15 protein-coding genes are annotated in these 15801 nt (G+C 57.4%); 14 read left to right on the top strand and 1 reads right to left on the bottom strand.

All coding sequences use genetic code 11. The features are described from left to right. Nucleotides 1-4: 4 nt before the first annotated feature. A complete protein-coding gene (gene tcuA, locus GOW16_RS14060; RefSeq protein WP_170416042.1) occupies nucleotides 5-1480 on the top strand; it encodes an FAD-dependent tricarballylate dehydrogenase TcuA in 1476 nt (491 codons plus the stop codon). A gap of 1054 nt (nucleotides 1481-2534) precedes the next feature. Here the strand turns inward: tcuA and GOW16_RS14055 are convergent. Continuing rightward, nucleotides 2535-2963: an Rrf2 family transcriptional regulator gene (locus tag GOW16_RS14055; RefSeq protein WP_170416041.1), complete on the bottom strand. Its 429-nt coding sequence runs from the start codon at nucleotides 2961-2963 to the stop codon at nucleotides 2535-2537. A 212-nt stretch (nucleotides 2964-3175) separates the two neighbouring features. Between GOW16_RS14055 and GOW16_RS14050 the strand changes: the two genes are divergently transcribed. The 13 genes from GOW16_RS14050 (at nucleotide 3176) to GOW16_RS13990 (ending at nucleotide 15757) form a co-directional block, all read left to right on the top strand. After that, nucleotides 3176-3712, top strand: a complete 537-nt coding sequence (locus GOW16_RS14050; RefSeq protein ID WP_170416040.1) for a DUF2478 domain-containing protein — start codon at nucleotides 3176-3178, stop codon at nucleotides 3710-3712. After that, nucleotides 3713-4189, top strand: a complete 477-nt coding sequence (locus GOW16_RS14045) for a hemerythrin domain-containing protein (protein WP_170416038.1) — start codon at nucleotides 3713-3715, stop codon at nucleotides 4187-4189. A 197-nt stretch (nucleotides 4190-4386) separates the two neighbouring features. Further along, a complete protein-coding gene (gene ubiT, locus GOW16_RS14040) occupies nucleotides 4387-4896 on the top strand; it encodes a ubiquinone anaerobic biosynthesis accessory factor UbiT (protein ID WP_170416036.1) in 510 nt (169 codons plus the stop codon). A gap of 17 nt (nucleotides 4897-4913) precedes the next feature. Beyond that, on the top strand, nucleotides 4914-5912 hold the full coding sequence (gene ubiU / locus GOW16_RS14035; RefSeq protein WP_170416034.1) for a ubiquinone anaerobic biosynthesis protein UbiU: 999 nt from the start codon (nucleotides 4914-4916) through the stop codon (nucleotides 5910-5912). Between the two features lie 5 nt (nucleotides 5913-5917). Continuing rightward, entirely contained in the window at nucleotides 5918-6829 is a 912-nt protein-coding gene (gene ubiV, locus GOW16_RS14030; protein ID WP_254429776.1) for a ubiquinone anaerobic biosynthesis protein UbiV, read from the top strand. Nucleotides 6830-6849: 20 nt separating this feature from the next. Beyond that, a complete protein-coding gene (locus tag GOW16_RS14025) occupies nucleotides 6850-8160 on the top strand; it encodes an NnrS family protein (protein WP_170416030.1) in 1311 nt (436 codons plus the stop codon). A 368-nt stretch (nucleotides 8161-8528) separates the two neighbouring features. Further along, on the top strand, nucleotides 8529-8738 hold the full coding sequence (locus GOW16_RS22990) for a DUF1127 domain-containing protein (RefSeq protein WP_170416028.1): 210 nt from the start codon (nucleotides 8529-8531) through the stop codon (nucleotides 8736-8738). Between the two features lie 114 nt (nucleotides 8739-8852). After that, on the top strand, nucleotides 8853-9068 hold the full coding sequence (locus GOW16_RS14015) for a hypothetical protein (protein WP_170416026.1): 216 nt from the start codon (nucleotides 8853-8855) through the stop codon (nucleotides 9066-9068). Nucleotides 9069-10166: 1098 nt separating this feature from the next. Then, a complete protein-coding gene (locus tag GOW16_RS14010; protein WP_170416024.1) occupies nucleotides 10167-11183 on the top strand; it encodes a substrate-binding domain-containing protein in 1017 nt (338 codons plus the stop codon). A gap of 74 nt (nucleotides 11184-11257) precedes the next feature. Next, the gene (locus GOW16_RS14005; RefSeq protein ID WP_170416022.1) at nucleotides 11258-12778 is read left to right on the top strand and encodes a sugar ABC transporter ATP-binding protein; all 1521 of its coding nucleotides are present in this window, start codon (nucleotides 11258-11260) and stop codon (nucleotides 12776-12778) included. A gap of 14 nt (nucleotides 12779-12792) precedes the next feature. Next, nucleotides 12793-13788, top strand: a complete 996-nt coding sequence (locus GOW16_RS14000; protein WP_170416020.1) for an ABC transporter permease — start codon at nucleotides 12793-12795, stop codon at nucleotides 13786-13788. Between the two features lie 3 nt (nucleotides 13789-13791). After that, nucleotides 13792-14772 carry a sugar-binding transcriptional regulator gene (locus GOW16_RS13995; protein ID WP_170416017.1) on the top strand — a complete coding sequence of 327 codons (981 nt, stop codon included), beginning with the start codon at nucleotides 13792-13794 and terminating at the stop codon, nucleotides 14770-14772. After that, a complete protein-coding gene (locus tag GOW16_RS13990) occupies nucleotides 14762-15757 on the top strand; it encodes an aldo/keto reductase (RefSeq protein ID WP_170416015.1) in 996 nt (331 codons plus the stop codon). Before GOW16_RS13995 ends, GOW16_RS13990 begins: the two co-directional genes overlap by 11 nt. Nucleotides 15758-15801: the final 44 nt, after the last annotated feature.

Raw genomic sequence — 15801 nt, 5'->3', positions numbered from 1 at the left:
TCCTATGACGACTTGGGACACTGTGATCATCGGTGCCGGAAATGCGGCCTTTTGCGCCGCACATGCGGCTCGGGAAAAAGGCGCAAGCGTTCTGATGCTGGAATGCGCCTCAAAAGCGGAGAATGGTGGCAACTCTCGATACACCGCCGGTGCGATCCGCTTTGCCTATGACGGGGTTGAAGACATCCGCGCCCTTTGCCCTGACCTGAGCGAAGATCAGATCGCCATCACCGATTTTGGCACCTATACAGAAGAACAATTTTTCGACGACATGTTTCGCGTCACGCGTTTCCGCACCGACCCTGCCCTGTGCGAGCGTTTGGTCCGGTCATCACGGGAGACCATGCACTGGATGCGCGGCAAGGGCATCCGGTTTCTACCCATCTATGGGCGTCAGGCTTTTAAGGTGGACGGACGGTTCAAGTTCTGGGGCGGGCTGACGCTGGAAAGCTGGGGTGGTGGTCCGGGCCTGGTTGATGCCCATACAGAGATCGCCAAAGCCTCTGGCATTGAAATCCGGTATGATACCCGCGCCGTGGAACTCCTGACAGACGGTCATGCGGTCACCGGCGTCAAGGTCCGCCATAAGGGTCAACTTGAGGATGTCAGTGCCAAATCCGTTGTCGTGGCAGCGGGTGGCTTTCAATCCAGCCCCGAGATGCGCACCCGCTATCTGGGTCCCGGATGGGAGATGGCACGCGTGCGAGGTTCCCGCTTTAACACCGGCGAAGGCATCAAGATGGCGATGGATATCGGCGCCTCGACCTATGGGAACTGGTCCGGCTGCCATGCCGTTGGCTGGGATTACAACGCACCCGAGTTCGGGGATCTTGATGTCGGCGACGGCTTCCAGAAACACTCCTATCCTTGGGGAATTATGGTCAATGCCACGGGGCGCCGTTTCGTCGATGAAGGTGCGGATTTCCGCAACTACACCTACGCCAAATACGGACGAGTGATCCTCAATCAACCCGATCAATTCGCCTGGCAGATATTCGACGCCAAAGTCACACATTTGCTGCGCGACGAATACCGCATCAAACGCGTGACCAAAGTGACCGCGCCGACACTCGAAGGGCTGGCAGAGAAGCTTGAGGGTGTCGATCCAAAGGGATTTCTGGAAGAGATCAGGGCCTATAACGCCGCAGTCAATACCGACACGCCGTTTGATCCGAACGTCAAGGACGGGCGTGCGACGACAGGCCTGGACGTGCAGAAATCGAACTGGGCCAACACAATCGACGAGGGACCGTTCGAGGCCTATCAGGTCGGTTGCGGCATCACCTTCACCTTCGGAGGGCTGCGGATTGATCCTGACACAGCCCAGGTGCTTGACAACGATCTCTCCCCCATTCCTGGCCTCTTTGCCGCAGGCGAATTGGTCGGGGGCGTGTTTTTCTTCAATTATCCAGGGGGAACCGGCCTGATCAATGGATCGGTCTTTGGCCGGTTGGCAGGGACGCATGCAGGAACAAGTTGAGCTGCATCGCGTTAGAATAGATCGGGATCGTGAAGGTTTGGTTCGATGCAGGACAATTTAACGCCAGCGCATGACCGGTCTGGCGACACCGTATTCGGTGCAGCGCGAAGTGCGCTGCAATCGCGAACTAATGCTGCGTCGGCGAAGGTCGAAAATCCAAGGTCGGCAAAGTCCAGCTGCCCTGCCACCTGAGAAGCGCTTAGGAATATCCGGTTTGCGCGGATTGCGACGTGCCACACATGCGAAAGGCGAAAGCTTTGCCGACGGCAGCAATGGGCTCTTATTGAAGGTGGTCAGAAAAAAACTGCCTCTTCGTCGGTGTAGGAGATACTGTAGTCATCATAGCGAGCGGGATATTTTTTTTGCGATAGTTCGAAAAAATCTTCTTGTTGATCGACTTCATGTTCTTGCCAAGAATTCTTGTTTCAGCTTCCACCTCAAACGGTTAGCCGAAGCAGATACTCGCTCATGCTCAACAGCGGTCCGTGATGCAAGCTGCTATTCAAGCACAACGCATTAACCCATAATTTGGGCTCACAGTGGCCACCATCGTCGGTGCGCTTCGACTGGCGGTAACCACCCAGATGCAACCGCTGCAGTGCATGGAAGCCGCGCCAACCAACAACGTCTATCCATCTGGCCATTGAACCCCAAATGTCGGCACGATGCTGATGTCCGGGCGTGGAGGGAAGATTGGACGGTATGTCGCGCCACCAGTCCAACTACCCGCAGTCCCTCTGAAACGAAGGCTAAGTATAGCTGCGCATACGGATATTCATCGGACCCCAAGGGATGCGAGGCGGGTCACACTGAATTCGGCCCCAGTGCAAGGCCCATGCAAGCAACTTCCGGCGAAAGGGCGCTGCGCCCACGCAAAACCCGACAGTCTGTCCACGGACACCTATGCATAACTCCTTCAGTTTCATGTCATCACGTTTCCTGGTCGATCAGTCTGATGTGATTAGTCCGTTTTTGTCAGTTAATTTGAAGGCGGCTGTGCTGAGGGTTTGATCAGAGCCAATCAGAACGGCAAGGGAAGTTCTCTTATCAACGATCACTGATCTGGAGGGTCAGACGGCTTTGGGTGATAGACGCAATCGGCCAATGTGCTGCGGTTGAGGTCAGCGATGAAGGACGCTTCGGCCTGGGCCAACCGGTTCTTCAAACGGCAGTGCGGCGTCAGGGTGCAGGCAGCGCCGCCAGGTGAAAAGCACTCGACCAATACCTGGCCGGTTTCGAGAAAGGCAATCACGTCGCCAAGCCGTATCTTTTCTGGTGGGCGGGCCAGCATGGCACCGCCGCCACCGCCGCGCCGGGTCTCGATATAGCTTGCTCCGGCGAGGGCAGAGATCACTTTGGCAAGGTGGTTGCGCGAAACCTGGAATTCGGCGGCGAGCTCAACGGTAGTCATGGCGCGGTCAGGTGTTCCGGCCAAGCGCATCAAAACGCGCAGCCCGTAATCTGTGAATGAAGTGAGGCGCAAGGTCGCGATCCCGATTTGGTATTTGCAATGCGTATTAACGCGAAGTATTCGGCAAATCAAATACCAATTTGATTCTGCCCAGCTGAAACACGGCAGAGAGGACCAGACTTGAAGGATGATCTAGCCACCTCTGTTCACAAGGAATCCGACACATTGTGGCGGCCTTGCAATACGGTTGCTGCTGCCGAAGCGGGTTGGGAAGAGCCGGGGCGATGAAGCAGTTGGCGAATGTTTCGGCTGAGGGTCGAGGTGCTACAGATCAGTTACTTTCTGCAGTGGTGGCTCGTTTGCAGACTGACGGAGTCCGGGTTGGTGGCGCCCTACGCCAGCAAAAACCATCGGGAGGGGCTTCTGATTGCAACAGCAATTTGTGGCTTTTGCCTGATGGACCGAACGCCCGGATCACGCAAGATCTTGGAACTGGTTCCACATCTTGCCGGATGGATGCAGGAGCACTTGAAAAGGCGGCCGCCACGGCGACCGCACGGCTGATTGCGGGCGAGGTCGAATTGGTAGTGCTGAACAAGTTCGGGGTCAGCGAGACGGAGGGGCGCGGATTTCGCGCTCTGATCGCCGAGGCCCTGTCGCACAACGTGCCGGTTCTGATCGGCGTTTCCGATGCGCACCGGGCGGCCTTCGAACATTTCGCGGGCGGCATGGCGACGACGCTAACACCTGAAGAGAATGAAGTTTTGGTCTGGTGCCAAACAGCAATCAAGCCCACTACGACACTTGCCGAGGAGGCCTGAATGTACGATCCGACAACTCAGATGCCGACCGTCGCGCTGATCAATCACATCTGGAACCGCTACCATGACACTCACCGGCGGGAGATGCCTGGGCTGATCGCGCTGGCCAACAAAGTCGAGACAGTCCACGCGACCGATCCAAACACACCGCACGGTTTGACCGATGCGCTGAAGGTAATGTTCGCAGAACTCGAGGATCACATGCGCGACGAAGAGGAAACTGTATTTACTGCATTGCAGACCGAGCGCCCGGCCAGCGCAGTCAGTGCCGTCCCAAGCCTACGCGAGGCTCATGACGGTCACGAGGCTGCGCTGAATCGCATCGCCGCGATCACCCACGGCTTCCGGCTTCCGCACCACGCCTGCCAAAGCTGGCGGCGCCTCTATGTCGGGCTCGGCAAGCTGGTCGAGGATCTCGACGAGCACATGTATCTCGAAAACGAAGTGCTTTTTCCGCGCATCGAGATGAGAGCATGAGAGATAAGACCACAATTCCCTCGTAGCCCGAAATTGAACAACCGATGTCTCACACCACGCCGACACCTCGCATAATGCCGATTTGTACTGCGCTTGCCACAGCGAGCTTGCCGATCAAATTTTGGCAACCCCAAGACAGCCCGATGGTCTTGTCCTAGCCAAAAACCGACCTGTGCACAGCAAGAGAGACCTGAGAAATGACCGCCAACACCGACCCCATTCATCGCCCGCGCTTGCTGGGACAGCGCTCGGTAGCGCGGCTGTCGGCTGCAATTGTACAGCCGATCCTGTCGCGGATCGTGCGGCGCGTTGCGGAACGCCACCCGTCGCTCTTTGCCCGACTTGGACCGCATCAGACAACAGATTACATCATCGACCCAATTGAGCTGCCTTTTTCGCTGCATCTACGCCCTGATCCGCAAGCGCTGATCTTCCGCGCCGTGCCGCGCGATATAGCGCCCGTTGCCGGGGCGGCAATCCGTGGCCGATTCATGCTGTTGCTGGAACTAATCGATTCAGAAGAGGATGGTGATGCGGCCTTCTTCTCGCGTGATCTCGAGGTGACCGGCGATACCGAAGCTGTAGTACGACTGAGAAACGCGCTTGACGATGTCGACGGCTCCATCGCCGAAGAAACCGCCGACATGTTCGGCGCACCGGGCCGCGCGATCCTGGCGCGACTGCGCCGTTCATACCCGACAACCTGAAAGGATACAGGCCAATCATGAGCCTTGCCGAACTGATTTGCCCTGCTGGCACGCCCGCTGCCTTGCGTACCGCCGTCGATGCTGGCGCCGACGCCGTCTATTGCGGCTTCCAGGACGCCACCAACGCCCGCAACTTTCCGGGCCTGAATTTCACACCGGATGAGTTGGCCGCATCTGTCGCCTATGCCCATGAGAAGGGCACCAAGGTTCTGCTAGCGCTCAACACCTATCCGCCTGCTGGTAAGGTCGACCTTTGGCGGCAGGCCGCCGATACCGGTGCACGGTTTGGCGTCGACGCATTCATCGTTGCCGATATGGGCGTCGCCGACTACATCGCCCGCACACATCCCGGCATCCGGCTACATCTGTCTGTGCAGGCTGCCGCCTCCAGCCCCGAGGCCATCCGCTACTATTGTGAGAATTTCGGGGTGAAACGCGTGGTCCTGCCGCGCATCCTGACGATCCCCGAGATCCGCCAGATCCGCGAGGAAATCCCCTGCGAGATCGAAACCTTCATCTTCGGAAACCACGGGCTGATGGTGGAAGGACGGTGCAGCCTGACCAACTACCTGACCGGGCAATCGACCAACATGGACGGAGTCTGTTCCCCGGCCTCGGACGTCGAGTATGTCCGGCACGATGACGGGTCGATGTCCTCGCAAATTGCAGGCTTCACCATCGACTGTTTCGGTTCGGACGAAAAGGCCGGCTATCCCACGATCTGCAAAGGTCGCTATACCGCGCCGCACCGACCCGAGGGCTATTACGCCTTTGAGGAGCCCATCAGCCTCAATCTCTCACGGCTGCTGCCTGAGCTGATCGAGGCGGGCGTTCATGCCTTCAAGATCGAAGGTCGGCAGCGGTCGAAAAGCTATGTGCGCAATGTTGTAAGGGCCTTTCGCGCGGCGGTGGATGACATCCGTGCGGGGCGAGAGGCGAATATCGCTGACCTCGTCGCATTGACCGAAGGGCAGAAACAGACACAGGGCGCGTTCGAGACAAAGAAATGGCGGTGACGAACATGGCAAAACTGACATTGGGCCCGATAGCTTATCATTGGTCTGCCGAGCGGCGGCGCGATTTCTACGCCTGCATCGCGGATGAAGCACCTGTTGATGAGGTGTATCTGGGTGAAGTGATTTGTTCCAAGCGTGCACCTTTCCAGGAGGCTGAACTGCCAACAATCATCGAGCGGCTGGAACGCGCGGGCAAACAGGTTGTCTTGTCCTCGCTTGCCGAAGTGATGCTGAAGCGCGAGCGCAAAGCGACCGAGGATCTGGCCGCGATAGACAGTCACGAGATCGAGATTAATAACGCCGCAGGGCTATATGCGTGCGGGAAACGCCCCCATCGTATCGGCCCCTTCATGAATGCCTATAACGAGGCCACGATCAAATGGATGGCCCATCAAGGGGCGACCCATGTCGTGCTGCCAACCGAGCTTCCCGCCCCCGCCATTGCAGTAGCGACGCGGGCTGCCCGCGATCTGGGACTAGGCGTCGAGGTACAGGTTTTCGGCCGTGCCTCGCTGGCCGTTTCGGCGCGCTGCTACCACGCCCGCGCGCATGGTCGCACCAAGGACAATTGCCAGTTCGTCTGCGAAGACGATACCGACGGAATGCCGCTGATCACCCGTGACGATCGGCCAATCTTGCGGGTGAACGGTATCCAGACCCAATCAGAAAGCTATATCGACCTCATGCCGGAAGTGAAACGCTTGGCGGGAGACGGTGTCACCCATTTGCGCCTGATGCCGCAGGCGGTGGATATGGTAGCCGTCGCGCAGGTCTACCGGCGCGCACTGGAGCGCAGACTCGATCTGTCGGAGGCGGAAGCGGTGTTGCGTGAGATCTGCGGCGGGGCTCCGTTCAGCAACGGCTTCTTCCACGGCGAGGCCGGATATCGCCGCATCGCCAATGCCAATCCGGTGTGACCGCGCAGCGGGAACATCCAATGGCGGCACCGTATCGGCCCATGTTTCTGGCTGGCGCGACCTGGGCAATTGTCGGGGTTGGCCTGGTCGGCTGGGACACAGGGTTTGACTTGACATATTCGCCGTTTGGTAATCGGTGGGCCTGGCACGGGCATGAGATGGTGTTTGGCTTCGCCGCAACCATGTTTGCGGGCTACGCGCTGACCGCGATGCCAAGCTGGTCCAATGGTGCTCGTATGTCTCGCCGAGCTGTGGTTCTCCTGGTGGCGCTTTGGCTCCTGGCCCGTTTGACCGCAGTAGGTGTACTTGGAACCGATCCTGCTCTGGTCACAGTGGGAACTGCGGCTTTTATGGGCTTTGTGGCGCTGACCCTTGCGCGCGCGGCCTTGCGATCCCCATCCACGAAAGGCGTGGGATTTGCGCTGTTTGCGATGACGATGACCGGCGTGCAGATCGTCGTGCTGTGGGGGGGGACTATGCCGTTCATCTCGGTTCTGGGCTTTGCGGCCCTGCTGTCGATCGTGGGCGGTCGCATGGTTGCTGGTTTCACCTGGAACAGGTTGAGCAGCCCTACGTCGCATGAGAAGCGCTTCAGGTTGGCGCGGCTTTACGGTTACCCCTCTGTCATAGCCATCCTCGTGGCGCTCTTGCTGGAAACGCTTGGGGCCACATCCAAATGGATCTTCGCAAGTCTGGCGGTTGCGGCTGCAGCCGAAGCGATTCGACTGTCTCTCTGGCTGTCGAAAGATACGTTCAAAGACAGTTTGTTGAGTATGCTGATTCTGGCCTACATTTGGTTGCCTTTGGGGCTCTTTCTAGTAGCGCTCAGCAAAGCGCATGTGTGGATGCTGCTCAACAGCGCCGCCCTGCATTCGCTTACCGCTGGGGCAATGGCGTGTTCGATCTATGCCGTCGCCTCGCGCGCAGTGGCCCGCCGCGCTGATCGACTACGACCGGCCATGATCGATCAGGTCGGCTTCGCGCTTTTGTGGATGGTTGCAGTTCTGCGCGTATTCGTCTCGGTCGACACGATAGGGCACTCCACAGCGCCCCTGATCTGGTGCATGGCCTGGGCTTCTTTTCTGGTGCGACACGGCGCGGCCTTGTTCCGTCCAACACCCCGACCGATATTCAGTGGTCCGAAACGGCCCGCCGGTCGCCAACCAGATGTCGACCATCCAAAATTGCGGCTGGCGGATCATCGCGCAGCGTTATCAACAAGTGCCTCTTCCCCGTACGCGGAAGAGGCACCTGTTGCGCGTCTTGCTTGTCTGACCGATCTGCGGCGAAGGTACGGTCTCGTTTCCGGTCAAAACAACGCAAACGAATGACCGGTCTGGAGACCTCTGCCGCGAAGCAGCGATCAAGGTGCAGCACCCGCGAGCAGTTTCTGCGTCAGCATTAGCAGCACTGGCAAAAGGCAGCCATGTCCCGCGTCACCGCTATCTACGTGCGACTCAGAGAATGTCCGGTTTACGTGGTTCGCGACCTGTCGCATGAGCGAAAGACCGAGGTGTGATCAAGGTCCGGTAAGGGCTCTCACTCACCTCCCCGCAAGCAGTATCCCAGCGCGTAATTGTCGTTGAGACCCAAGCATTTTTCCAAGCTAAACCAAAGTTAATGTCTTCCTCAGGAATGATTCTACTCTGCCGCCCACCTACCAGTTCATGAAGACATTTTCAGTGAGGAGGAGATGCAAGTGGCTTATGCTGATACAACGATCCAAGGTGGCTTTTTTTCGCGGTTTTTTTCCACTCCAGAGGAAAGAAGAGCCAAACGGGCCAAGCGCGCAGAGTACAATAGGCAACGACGTGAATTGATGCGGATGACGGATCGGGAATTGCTTGATCTCGGTTACTGCCGAATCGACTTGGAACAAAAGTTGCATCGTCACCATTTTGGCGACTGATAAAGTGCTGAAACGGCGCTCATGTAGGTCGCCACATCCATTTAATATTTATCAACAATAACTGTGGTTCATATTGCTGGAGCATTGTGTGCCAGCTCGGGAAGGAAGATCGAAATGACACAGATCCTTTCACACATGCCGCTCTTATCCAGAGGCCTTTCGGCGCTACGTTCATCCTGCGAAGAGTATCGAGATGGAGTGGCCCTTCGGTCGCTGCACGCCAGAACGCTGGAAAAATTCAATGGCTTGGACAAGCGGGAGCTCGAAGATATCGGAGTAAGTCATGAAGACTTGGTCAAAATGAATCAAAAACGTGCCTTCGGTCATTAGGTCCAAACAATCCCGGCGGAATCCGCCATTCGTAGCCGATGCCACGTATCGGTTGAGGTCTGCATTGGGCTGTAAACAGCCCAATGCACCCGCAGTTATCAGATCACTTGGCAATGACCGGTAGGGGCTCATTCCAGTCATTCGCCACGGTATTCGGGAACGTCTGCATTAGTGATTGATCGGAGAATGTGGCTAGATCTTTTGTATTTAACATAATTTAGCTTACTCCCGGATATCTCTCACACTGGGGCTCATTCTAAACTGGGTTGCGACAAATCCCCCATCTTGCTGAAAAGCAAGGAGAATGGAAATTGGCGCACACGGAACCGGATCCGTGCGAGCGGGGCAAAACTAAGAAAATGTTGAACGCAATAGTGCCGGTAAGCAAGATCGTGGCCGAGATTGGCATGCATCGGTCAACCGTCTATCGGGAAATCAATTGGAACTGATACAAGGACGATGAACTGCTGCATCTAAGTGGTTAATATGGTGTCCAAGCACAACGAACCTCGAATTCCGGGCGGGCTTGTCGCCGGAATTTGATCCGGCTGGATGGTCTGCGCGCGCACGTCATCAACTGTTTGATTGAAGGTTGGACGCCGGAACAGATCGCGGATCGCCTTGACAACGACAATCGGACTGTCCGGGGCAGCCGCGAGACGATTTACGCCTATGTCTGCAGCCCGCAAGGTCAATAAGTACGACTGGCGCGGCACCTGCCAAACCGTCGCCAGAAACGCCGGCCTCATTGGATTGCATCAAGGTCGCCTACATGATCCAGAAACAGCAGTTCACAGGTGTTGCGACGTCGGGCTTTCGGATGTTTGCTGAGATTGCAGGATAACGGTGTCCCGTAACACGCCTGGATTGGTTTTTTTAAAGGTTGCGACACAACCGATAGCCGGCGGCACTGCACCGGCTTCAGTGAAATTTTTTTCAAGTAACGAGAGTTTTCCTAAACTTCGTTGACCAGGCGTACTCTCCACCTATGAATAAAGCTGCGCAACAAAATGCGCGCATTGAAATTTCTTGCGTTCCTGATGCTGTGGAGGAAAACTATTTCAGGAACGACGAGCAATCGACCTAGGGAGGAATTCCATGAACTATAAGAAACTCAAGACAGTTCTTGCGTCAACTGCACTCGTCGGCAGCATCTCGACCGCAGCTCCGGCGGCGGCTGAGGGGATCATGTGCGAACCCGGTGAGACCTATATCATGAACGTCATGGTCTCTGGCCACCCCTACTGGGTGCCAGTCTACCAGGGCTTCAAACAGGCGGCCGAGGCATTCGGCTGCGAGACTGTATTCTCGGGCACACCGGATTACGACATCACCAAACAAATCGCCTCGTTCGAACAGGATCTGGTCAAGACCCCCGCCGGTATCCTGTTGCACCCGATGCAGTCGGACCCGTTCATCGAGCCGATCAACCGGGCTATCGGCAACGGTACCGAAATCGTGACTTTCGCGGCCGACAGCCCGAACTCGGACCGGACCGCCTATATTACGTCGGACAATCTTGCCGAGGCGAAATTTGCTGCTGAAGAGATCGTCAAGCAAGTGGGTGACAGCGCGGAATATGCGGTGCTGGAAAATCCCGGCCAGTCCAACCACGACCTGCGCGTGACGGCCCTGATCGCATACATGGAAGAGAACTATCCGAATATGAAACTGGTCGGTCGTCAGGCCACCAATCAAGATAGCAACGCCGCCTATCGCGCCACCGCGTCGATCATTCAAGCCAACCCGAATGTGGCCGCGATCTGGATCCCTGAGGCGGGTTCAGCCGAAGGCGCGGTTGCGGCCAAGCTCGAAGCGAACTCGGACCTGTTGATCATGCATGCGGATGTGACGCCCACAACGCTGGAACACATTAAGGCGGGCAACATTCACATGTCGCTGAACCCAAACCAGGGTGTGCAGGGCTTCATGGGCTTCATGGCAGTACATCTGGCCAATCGTGCGGATATCTTTGACCCGTTCAACGACTGGCAAACCAGTGGTTTCAACCCGGTTCAGATCCCGTTCATGGATAATGGCTTTGCTGTCATCACCAAGGACAATGCCGACAGCTTTGACCTGAACGTCTATATGGAAGGCCGCGATCCGGCCTGATCCCCGAAAAGGGCGCTGTCTTGCAATCGCGTTGGCAGCGCCCACCACTAACAGAATCCGGGCGCGATGGTGTCATGCAAGACGATGTGATCCTGAAAATCTCGAACCTCAGCAAGTCCTTTGGCCCGGTCAAAGCCTTGTGCGGCGTCGATTTTGAGCTGCGCAAAGGTGAGATTCATGCCATCGCAGGCGAGAATGGGGCAGGGAAGTCGACCCTGATGAACGTGATCGATGGCATCCTGCAACCTGATGACGGTCAAATCATGTTGGATGGCAAGCCGATCAAGATCACCTCGCCGACAATGGCGCAGCGGCTGGGTATCGGGTTTGTCCATCAGGAAATCGCCCTGTGCCCGGACGTGTCGGTTGCCGAGAACATCTTTATGGCCAAGACCAATGTCAGCAGGTCCTGGCTGATGGACTACAAAAAGCTGGAGCATGAGGCCCGCGACGTCTTTCGCCAGCTCAGCAATATTGATCCGGCCGTTTTGGTCAAGAACCTGTCGATCTCGAACCAGCAGCTGGTCGAGATTGCAAAGGCGTTGACCCTTGATTGCCGCATCCTGATCCTTGACGAACCCACGGCCGCACTGACCGAGGCCGAGGCCCAAACCCTGTTCGGGATTATGCGTGATCTGGCGGATCGGGGGATTTCAATCATCTATATCTCACACCGCATGGTCGAGATATTCGACAATTGCGACCGGGTGTCCGTGTTCCGGGATGGCCAACATATCGTGACGCAGAATGTGGCCGAGATTCAGCCCTCGGACGTGGTCAACGCCATGGTCGGTCGGGTGATCGACAATTTGTATCCTGAGAAACAGACCGAAGACGAGAAATCGGACGATATCTTGCTGGATGTGCGCAACCTGACCGAGGCGACGCGGTTCCGCAATGTATCTTTCAGTCTGAAAAAGGGTGAGATTCTGGGTATCGCTGGACTAATCGGCGCAGGCCGCAGCGAGATCGCCAAGGGTATCTGCCGCCTGGAAGGCGACGTGTCGGGCGAGGTCTGGCTGAACGGTAAAAAGCTTACCCTGCGCAGCTATCAGGACAGTATCGCCGAAGGCATGGTCTACCTGTCCGAGGATCGCAAAGGCGATGGCGTGTTTCTGGACCTGCCAATCTCGGCCAATATTTCGGCCCTGAAGCCGGATCAGGTGGCCAACGGGCTGGGGTTGATTCAGTCGGCCTCGGAAGAGGCGCAGGCCGAAGCGCTGGGTCGAAAACTGAACCTGAAATACGGGTCCCTGTCCGATCCGGTGTCGTCCCTGTCAGGGGGCAATCAGCAGAAGGTGGCTCTGGCAAAAATGTTGTCGGTGAACCCGCGGCTGATCTTTCTGGATGAACCGACCCGCGGGGTCGATGTGGGCGCAAAAGCGGAAATCCACCGCATTCTACGGGACCTGGCGCGGGATGGCGTCGGGATCGTGGTGATCTCCTCGGAACTGCCGGAACTGATCGGTGTCTGTGACCGGGTGTTGGTGGTGCGCGAAGGGCATATCAGCGGTCAAGTCACGGGTGAGGACATGACGGAAGAAAACATCATGCATCTGGCCTCGGTCATGGATGCGCAGGCCACGGTCGCATGAGCGGAGAATACAAGATGGACAACACAGTGAACATGGCCCAGGCAAACCCGAGCGACAGCACCTCGCCGCTGAAACGGCTGTTTCGGATGCGCGAAACCGGGCTGATCGTGATCATTCTGGCACTGTTCCTGATCATGTCTTTTGCCTCGCCCTATTTTCTGACCTGGGCGAATATGCGTGCTATGTCGATGGCCTTTGCGGTCGATGGCATTCTGGTGATCGGGATGACGATCCTGTTGATTTCAGGCGGGATCGACCTGTCGGTCGGGTCGGTCACGGCCTTGGCAATGGTGATCGCGGGCTGGCTGTTTCTCAGCGGAGTAGACCCCTGGATTGCCTCGGCAATGTCCATTGCTCTGTGTACAGGGATCGGAGCCTTCATGGGGTTCTTTGTGACCCGCGTGGGGCTGCACCATTTCATCGTGTCGCTGGCCATCATGGTCATCGCGCGCGGCGCCTGCCTGTTGTTTACCGGAGGGCGACCCCTGGGACTCTATACCCTACCGCCGGAGTTTAAGTTCATCGGGCAAGGCAGCATCGGACCAGTCCCGATTGTAATCATCATCTTTCTGGTCTTTGTGATCGCCTTTGATTTCATGCTGCGTCGGACGACCATGTTCCGCAAGGTGTTCTACACCGGCAGCAACGAAAAGGCCGCCGCGTATTCCGGCATTCGGACCAAAAAGGTCATCTTCCTGACCACCACCCTGTGTTCGACCCTGTGCGGGATCGCCGGGATCATCTACATGGCGCGGTTCGGCTCGGCCCAGCCCACATTTGGTCTGGGACTTGAGCTGACGATTATCGCCGCCGCCGTGATTGGCGGGGCCAGCCTGAATGGCGGCTCGGGCTCGATCCTCGGTGCGATCTTGGGGGTGATCCTGCTATCGCTGGTGTCCAGCTCGCTCGCTCTGCTGGATGTGTCGGTCTACTGGCAGGATATCATCCGCGGTTCGATCCTGCTGAGCGCGGTGACCATCGATCATTACCTCAACAAACGGCGGGGGTAGACCATGACGGATAAACAAAAGGACTTTGAACTGATCCGACAGATCCACACGGTGCTGATCCTGCATTTCATCGAAGGTCAGAAACAGTCGGACATCGCCAAGGCGCTGAACCTGTCGACGTCCAAGGTAAACCGGCTGATCACGCAGGGCCGCCGCATGGGTATGGTGAAAATCGACATCGAAACCCCGTTCCAGACGTTGATGGATCTGGAGCGCGAACTGGCACAGACCACCGGTCTGAACGATGCAGTGGTGACGCCCTCGGTGTCGGGCAGTGTCGAGACGACGTTGCAACAGGTGGGACGCGCCGCTGCGGGTCGTCTGGTCGAGACCTTGCGCGACGGTGACGTGATTGCGATTACCGGCGGCAAGGCCGTAAGCGCCGTGGTGGAAAGCCTGGCCCCCGAGCACTCCTTCGACGTGACCGTTGTGCCGCTGACCGGCGGAGTTCAGGGCAAGTACTATACGGACGTCAACCATCTGGCGACGCAGATGGCGGAACGTCTGGGAGGCCAGACAATGCTGATGCACGCACCGCTGTTTGCCGAAAGCCAGCAGCAGCGGGACATGTTGATGGACGTTGCCTCGATCCGCGACGTTCTCAATCTGGCACGACGTGCGAATGTTGCGCTGGTTGGGATCGGTTCGATCGAACCGGAATGTTCAAGCTATTACGACCTGCATCCCGTACCGGATGCGGATCGCAAGATGCTGATCGGGATGGGTGTCGTCGGCGAGTTTCTGGCGCATCTGATCCACAGCAACGGCGCTGTATCGAACTATGCTCTGAACTCGCGTCTGGTCGCATTGCCGCCCGGTGATCTGGCCGAATGCACAAGGGTGATCGGTGTGACCGCAGGCCCGCTTAAGGTGCAGCCGATCACGGCGGCGCTGAACGGTAAATTTTTGGATTCACTGATTGTCGATGAAGAGACCGCCAAGGCGGTTCTGGAAGAAATGGAAGGAACGCAGAATGTCGCATGACATGCTGACACGTGAAATCGGCACGTCCGGGATCGAGGCCTCGGCCATCGGGCTCGGCACCTGGGCCATAGGCGGCTGGATGTGGGGTGGCACGGATGAGGCCAAATCCATCGCCGCAATTCAGGCTTCGGTCGATGCTGGCGTGACCCTGATCGATACCGCCCCGGCCTATGGACAAGGCGTGGCCGAGGACATCGTGGGCAAGGCACTGAAGGGCCGTCGTGATCAGGTGGTGCTGGCCACCAAATGCGGGTTGGTCTGGCACACTCAGAAGGGCAGCCACTTCTTCGACTATGACGGCCGACCGGTGCACCGCTATCTGGGCAAGGATGCGATCATTCATGAGGTCGAACAAAGCCTGACCCGTCTGGGGACCGACTATATCGACCACTACATCACCCATTGGCAGGACACGACGACACCAGTGGCCGAGACGATGGAGGCGCTAGAGACGCTAAAACAGCAGGGCAAAATCCGCTCTATCGGGGCAAGCAACACTTCGGCGGACGACATTCGCGCCTATGTCGCCGCCGGTCAGCTGGACGCCATTCAGGAAGAATACTCGATGGTCAAACGTGACATCGAAAGCAGCCTTCTACCCGTCTGCCGCGAGAACGGGGTTTCGGTGCTGAGCTATTCCTCGCTGGCGCTTGGCCTGTTGACGGGCAAGGTCGGCCCCGACCGGGTCTTTACCGGCGATGATCAGCGCAAGGACAACCCGCGCTTTTCGCAGGGCAACCGGGAAAAGGTGGCCGAGTTGATGAAAACCATAACGCCGATTGCCGAGGCGCACGGCGCGACGCCAGCCCAGACGGTCATCGCCTGGACAGTTCAGCAGCCGGGCATCACCTTTTCACTGTGTGGGGCGCGGGATGCGACGCAAGCGGCTGAAAACGCACGGGCAGGCCAATTGCGCCTGTCGGCTGAGGATATTGCGACAATCGATCAACAAGCAAAACACCACCTGAGCGATCTGGACGCCTGATCCCGGATCAAAACCAAAACACAAAGACCATTGAAACACCGTTT

Origin of the sequence: Ruegeria atlantica, assembly GCF_013033965.1 — a bacterium.
Classification (GTDB): domain Bacteria; phylum Pseudomonadota; class Alphaproteobacteria; order Rhodobacterales; family Rhodobacteraceae; genus Ruegeria; species Ruegeria atlantica_D.
This window is presented reverse-complemented; position numbering and strand designations above follow the sequence as displayed.

Excerpts from the sequence above, each read along its gene's own strand:
- tcuA (WP_170416042.1), top strand. The coding sequence starts at position 5 with ATGACGACTTGGGACACTGTGATCATCGGTGCCGGAAATGCGGCCTTT.
- GOW16_RS14050 (WP_170416040.1), top strand. The coding sequence starts at position 3,176 with ATGAAGCAGTTGGCGAATGTTTCGGCTGAGGGTCGAGGTGCTACAGAT.
- GOW16_RS14045 (WP_170416038.1), top strand. The coding sequence starts at position 3,713 with ATGTACGATCCGACAACTCAGATGCCGACCGTCGCGCTGATCAATCAC.
- ubiT (WP_170416036.1), top strand. The coding sequence starts at position 4,387 with ATGACCGCCAACACCGACCCCATTCATCGCCCGCGCTTGCTGGGACAG.
- ubiU (WP_170416034.1), top strand. The coding sequence starts at position 4,914 with ATGAGCCTTGCCGAACTGATTTGCCCTGCTGGCACGCCCGCTGCCTTG.
- ubiV (WP_254429776.1), top strand. The coding sequence starts at position 5,918 with ATGGCAAAACTGACATTGGGCCCGATAGCTTATCATTGGTCTGCCGAG.
- GOW16_RS14025 (WP_170416030.1), top strand. The coding sequence starts at position 6,850 with ATGGCGGCACCGTATCGGCCCATGTTTCTGGCTGGCGCGACCTGGGCA.
- GOW16_RS14015 (WP_170416026.1), top strand. The coding sequence starts at position 8,853 with ATGACACAGATCCTTTCACACATGCCGCTCTTATCCAGAGGCCTTTCG.
- GOW16_RS14010 (WP_170416024.1), top strand. The coding sequence starts at position 10,167 with ATGAACTATAAGAAACTCAAGACAGTTCTTGCGTCAACTGCACTCGTC.
- GOW16_RS14005 (WP_170416022.1), top strand. The coding sequence starts at position 11,258 with ATGCAAGACGATGTGATCCTGAAAATCTCGAACCTCAGCAAGTCCTTT.
- GOW16_RS14000 (WP_170416020.1), top strand. The coding sequence starts at position 12,793 with ATGGACAACACAGTGAACATGGCCCAGGCAAACCCGAGCGACAGCACC.
- GOW16_RS13995 (WP_170416017.1), top strand. The coding sequence starts at position 13,792 with ATGACGGATAAACAAAAGGACTTTGAACTGATCCGACAGATCCACACG.
- GOW16_RS13990 (WP_170416015.1), top strand. The coding sequence starts at position 14,762 with ATGTCGCATGACATGCTGACACGTGAAATCGGCACGTCCGGGATCGAG.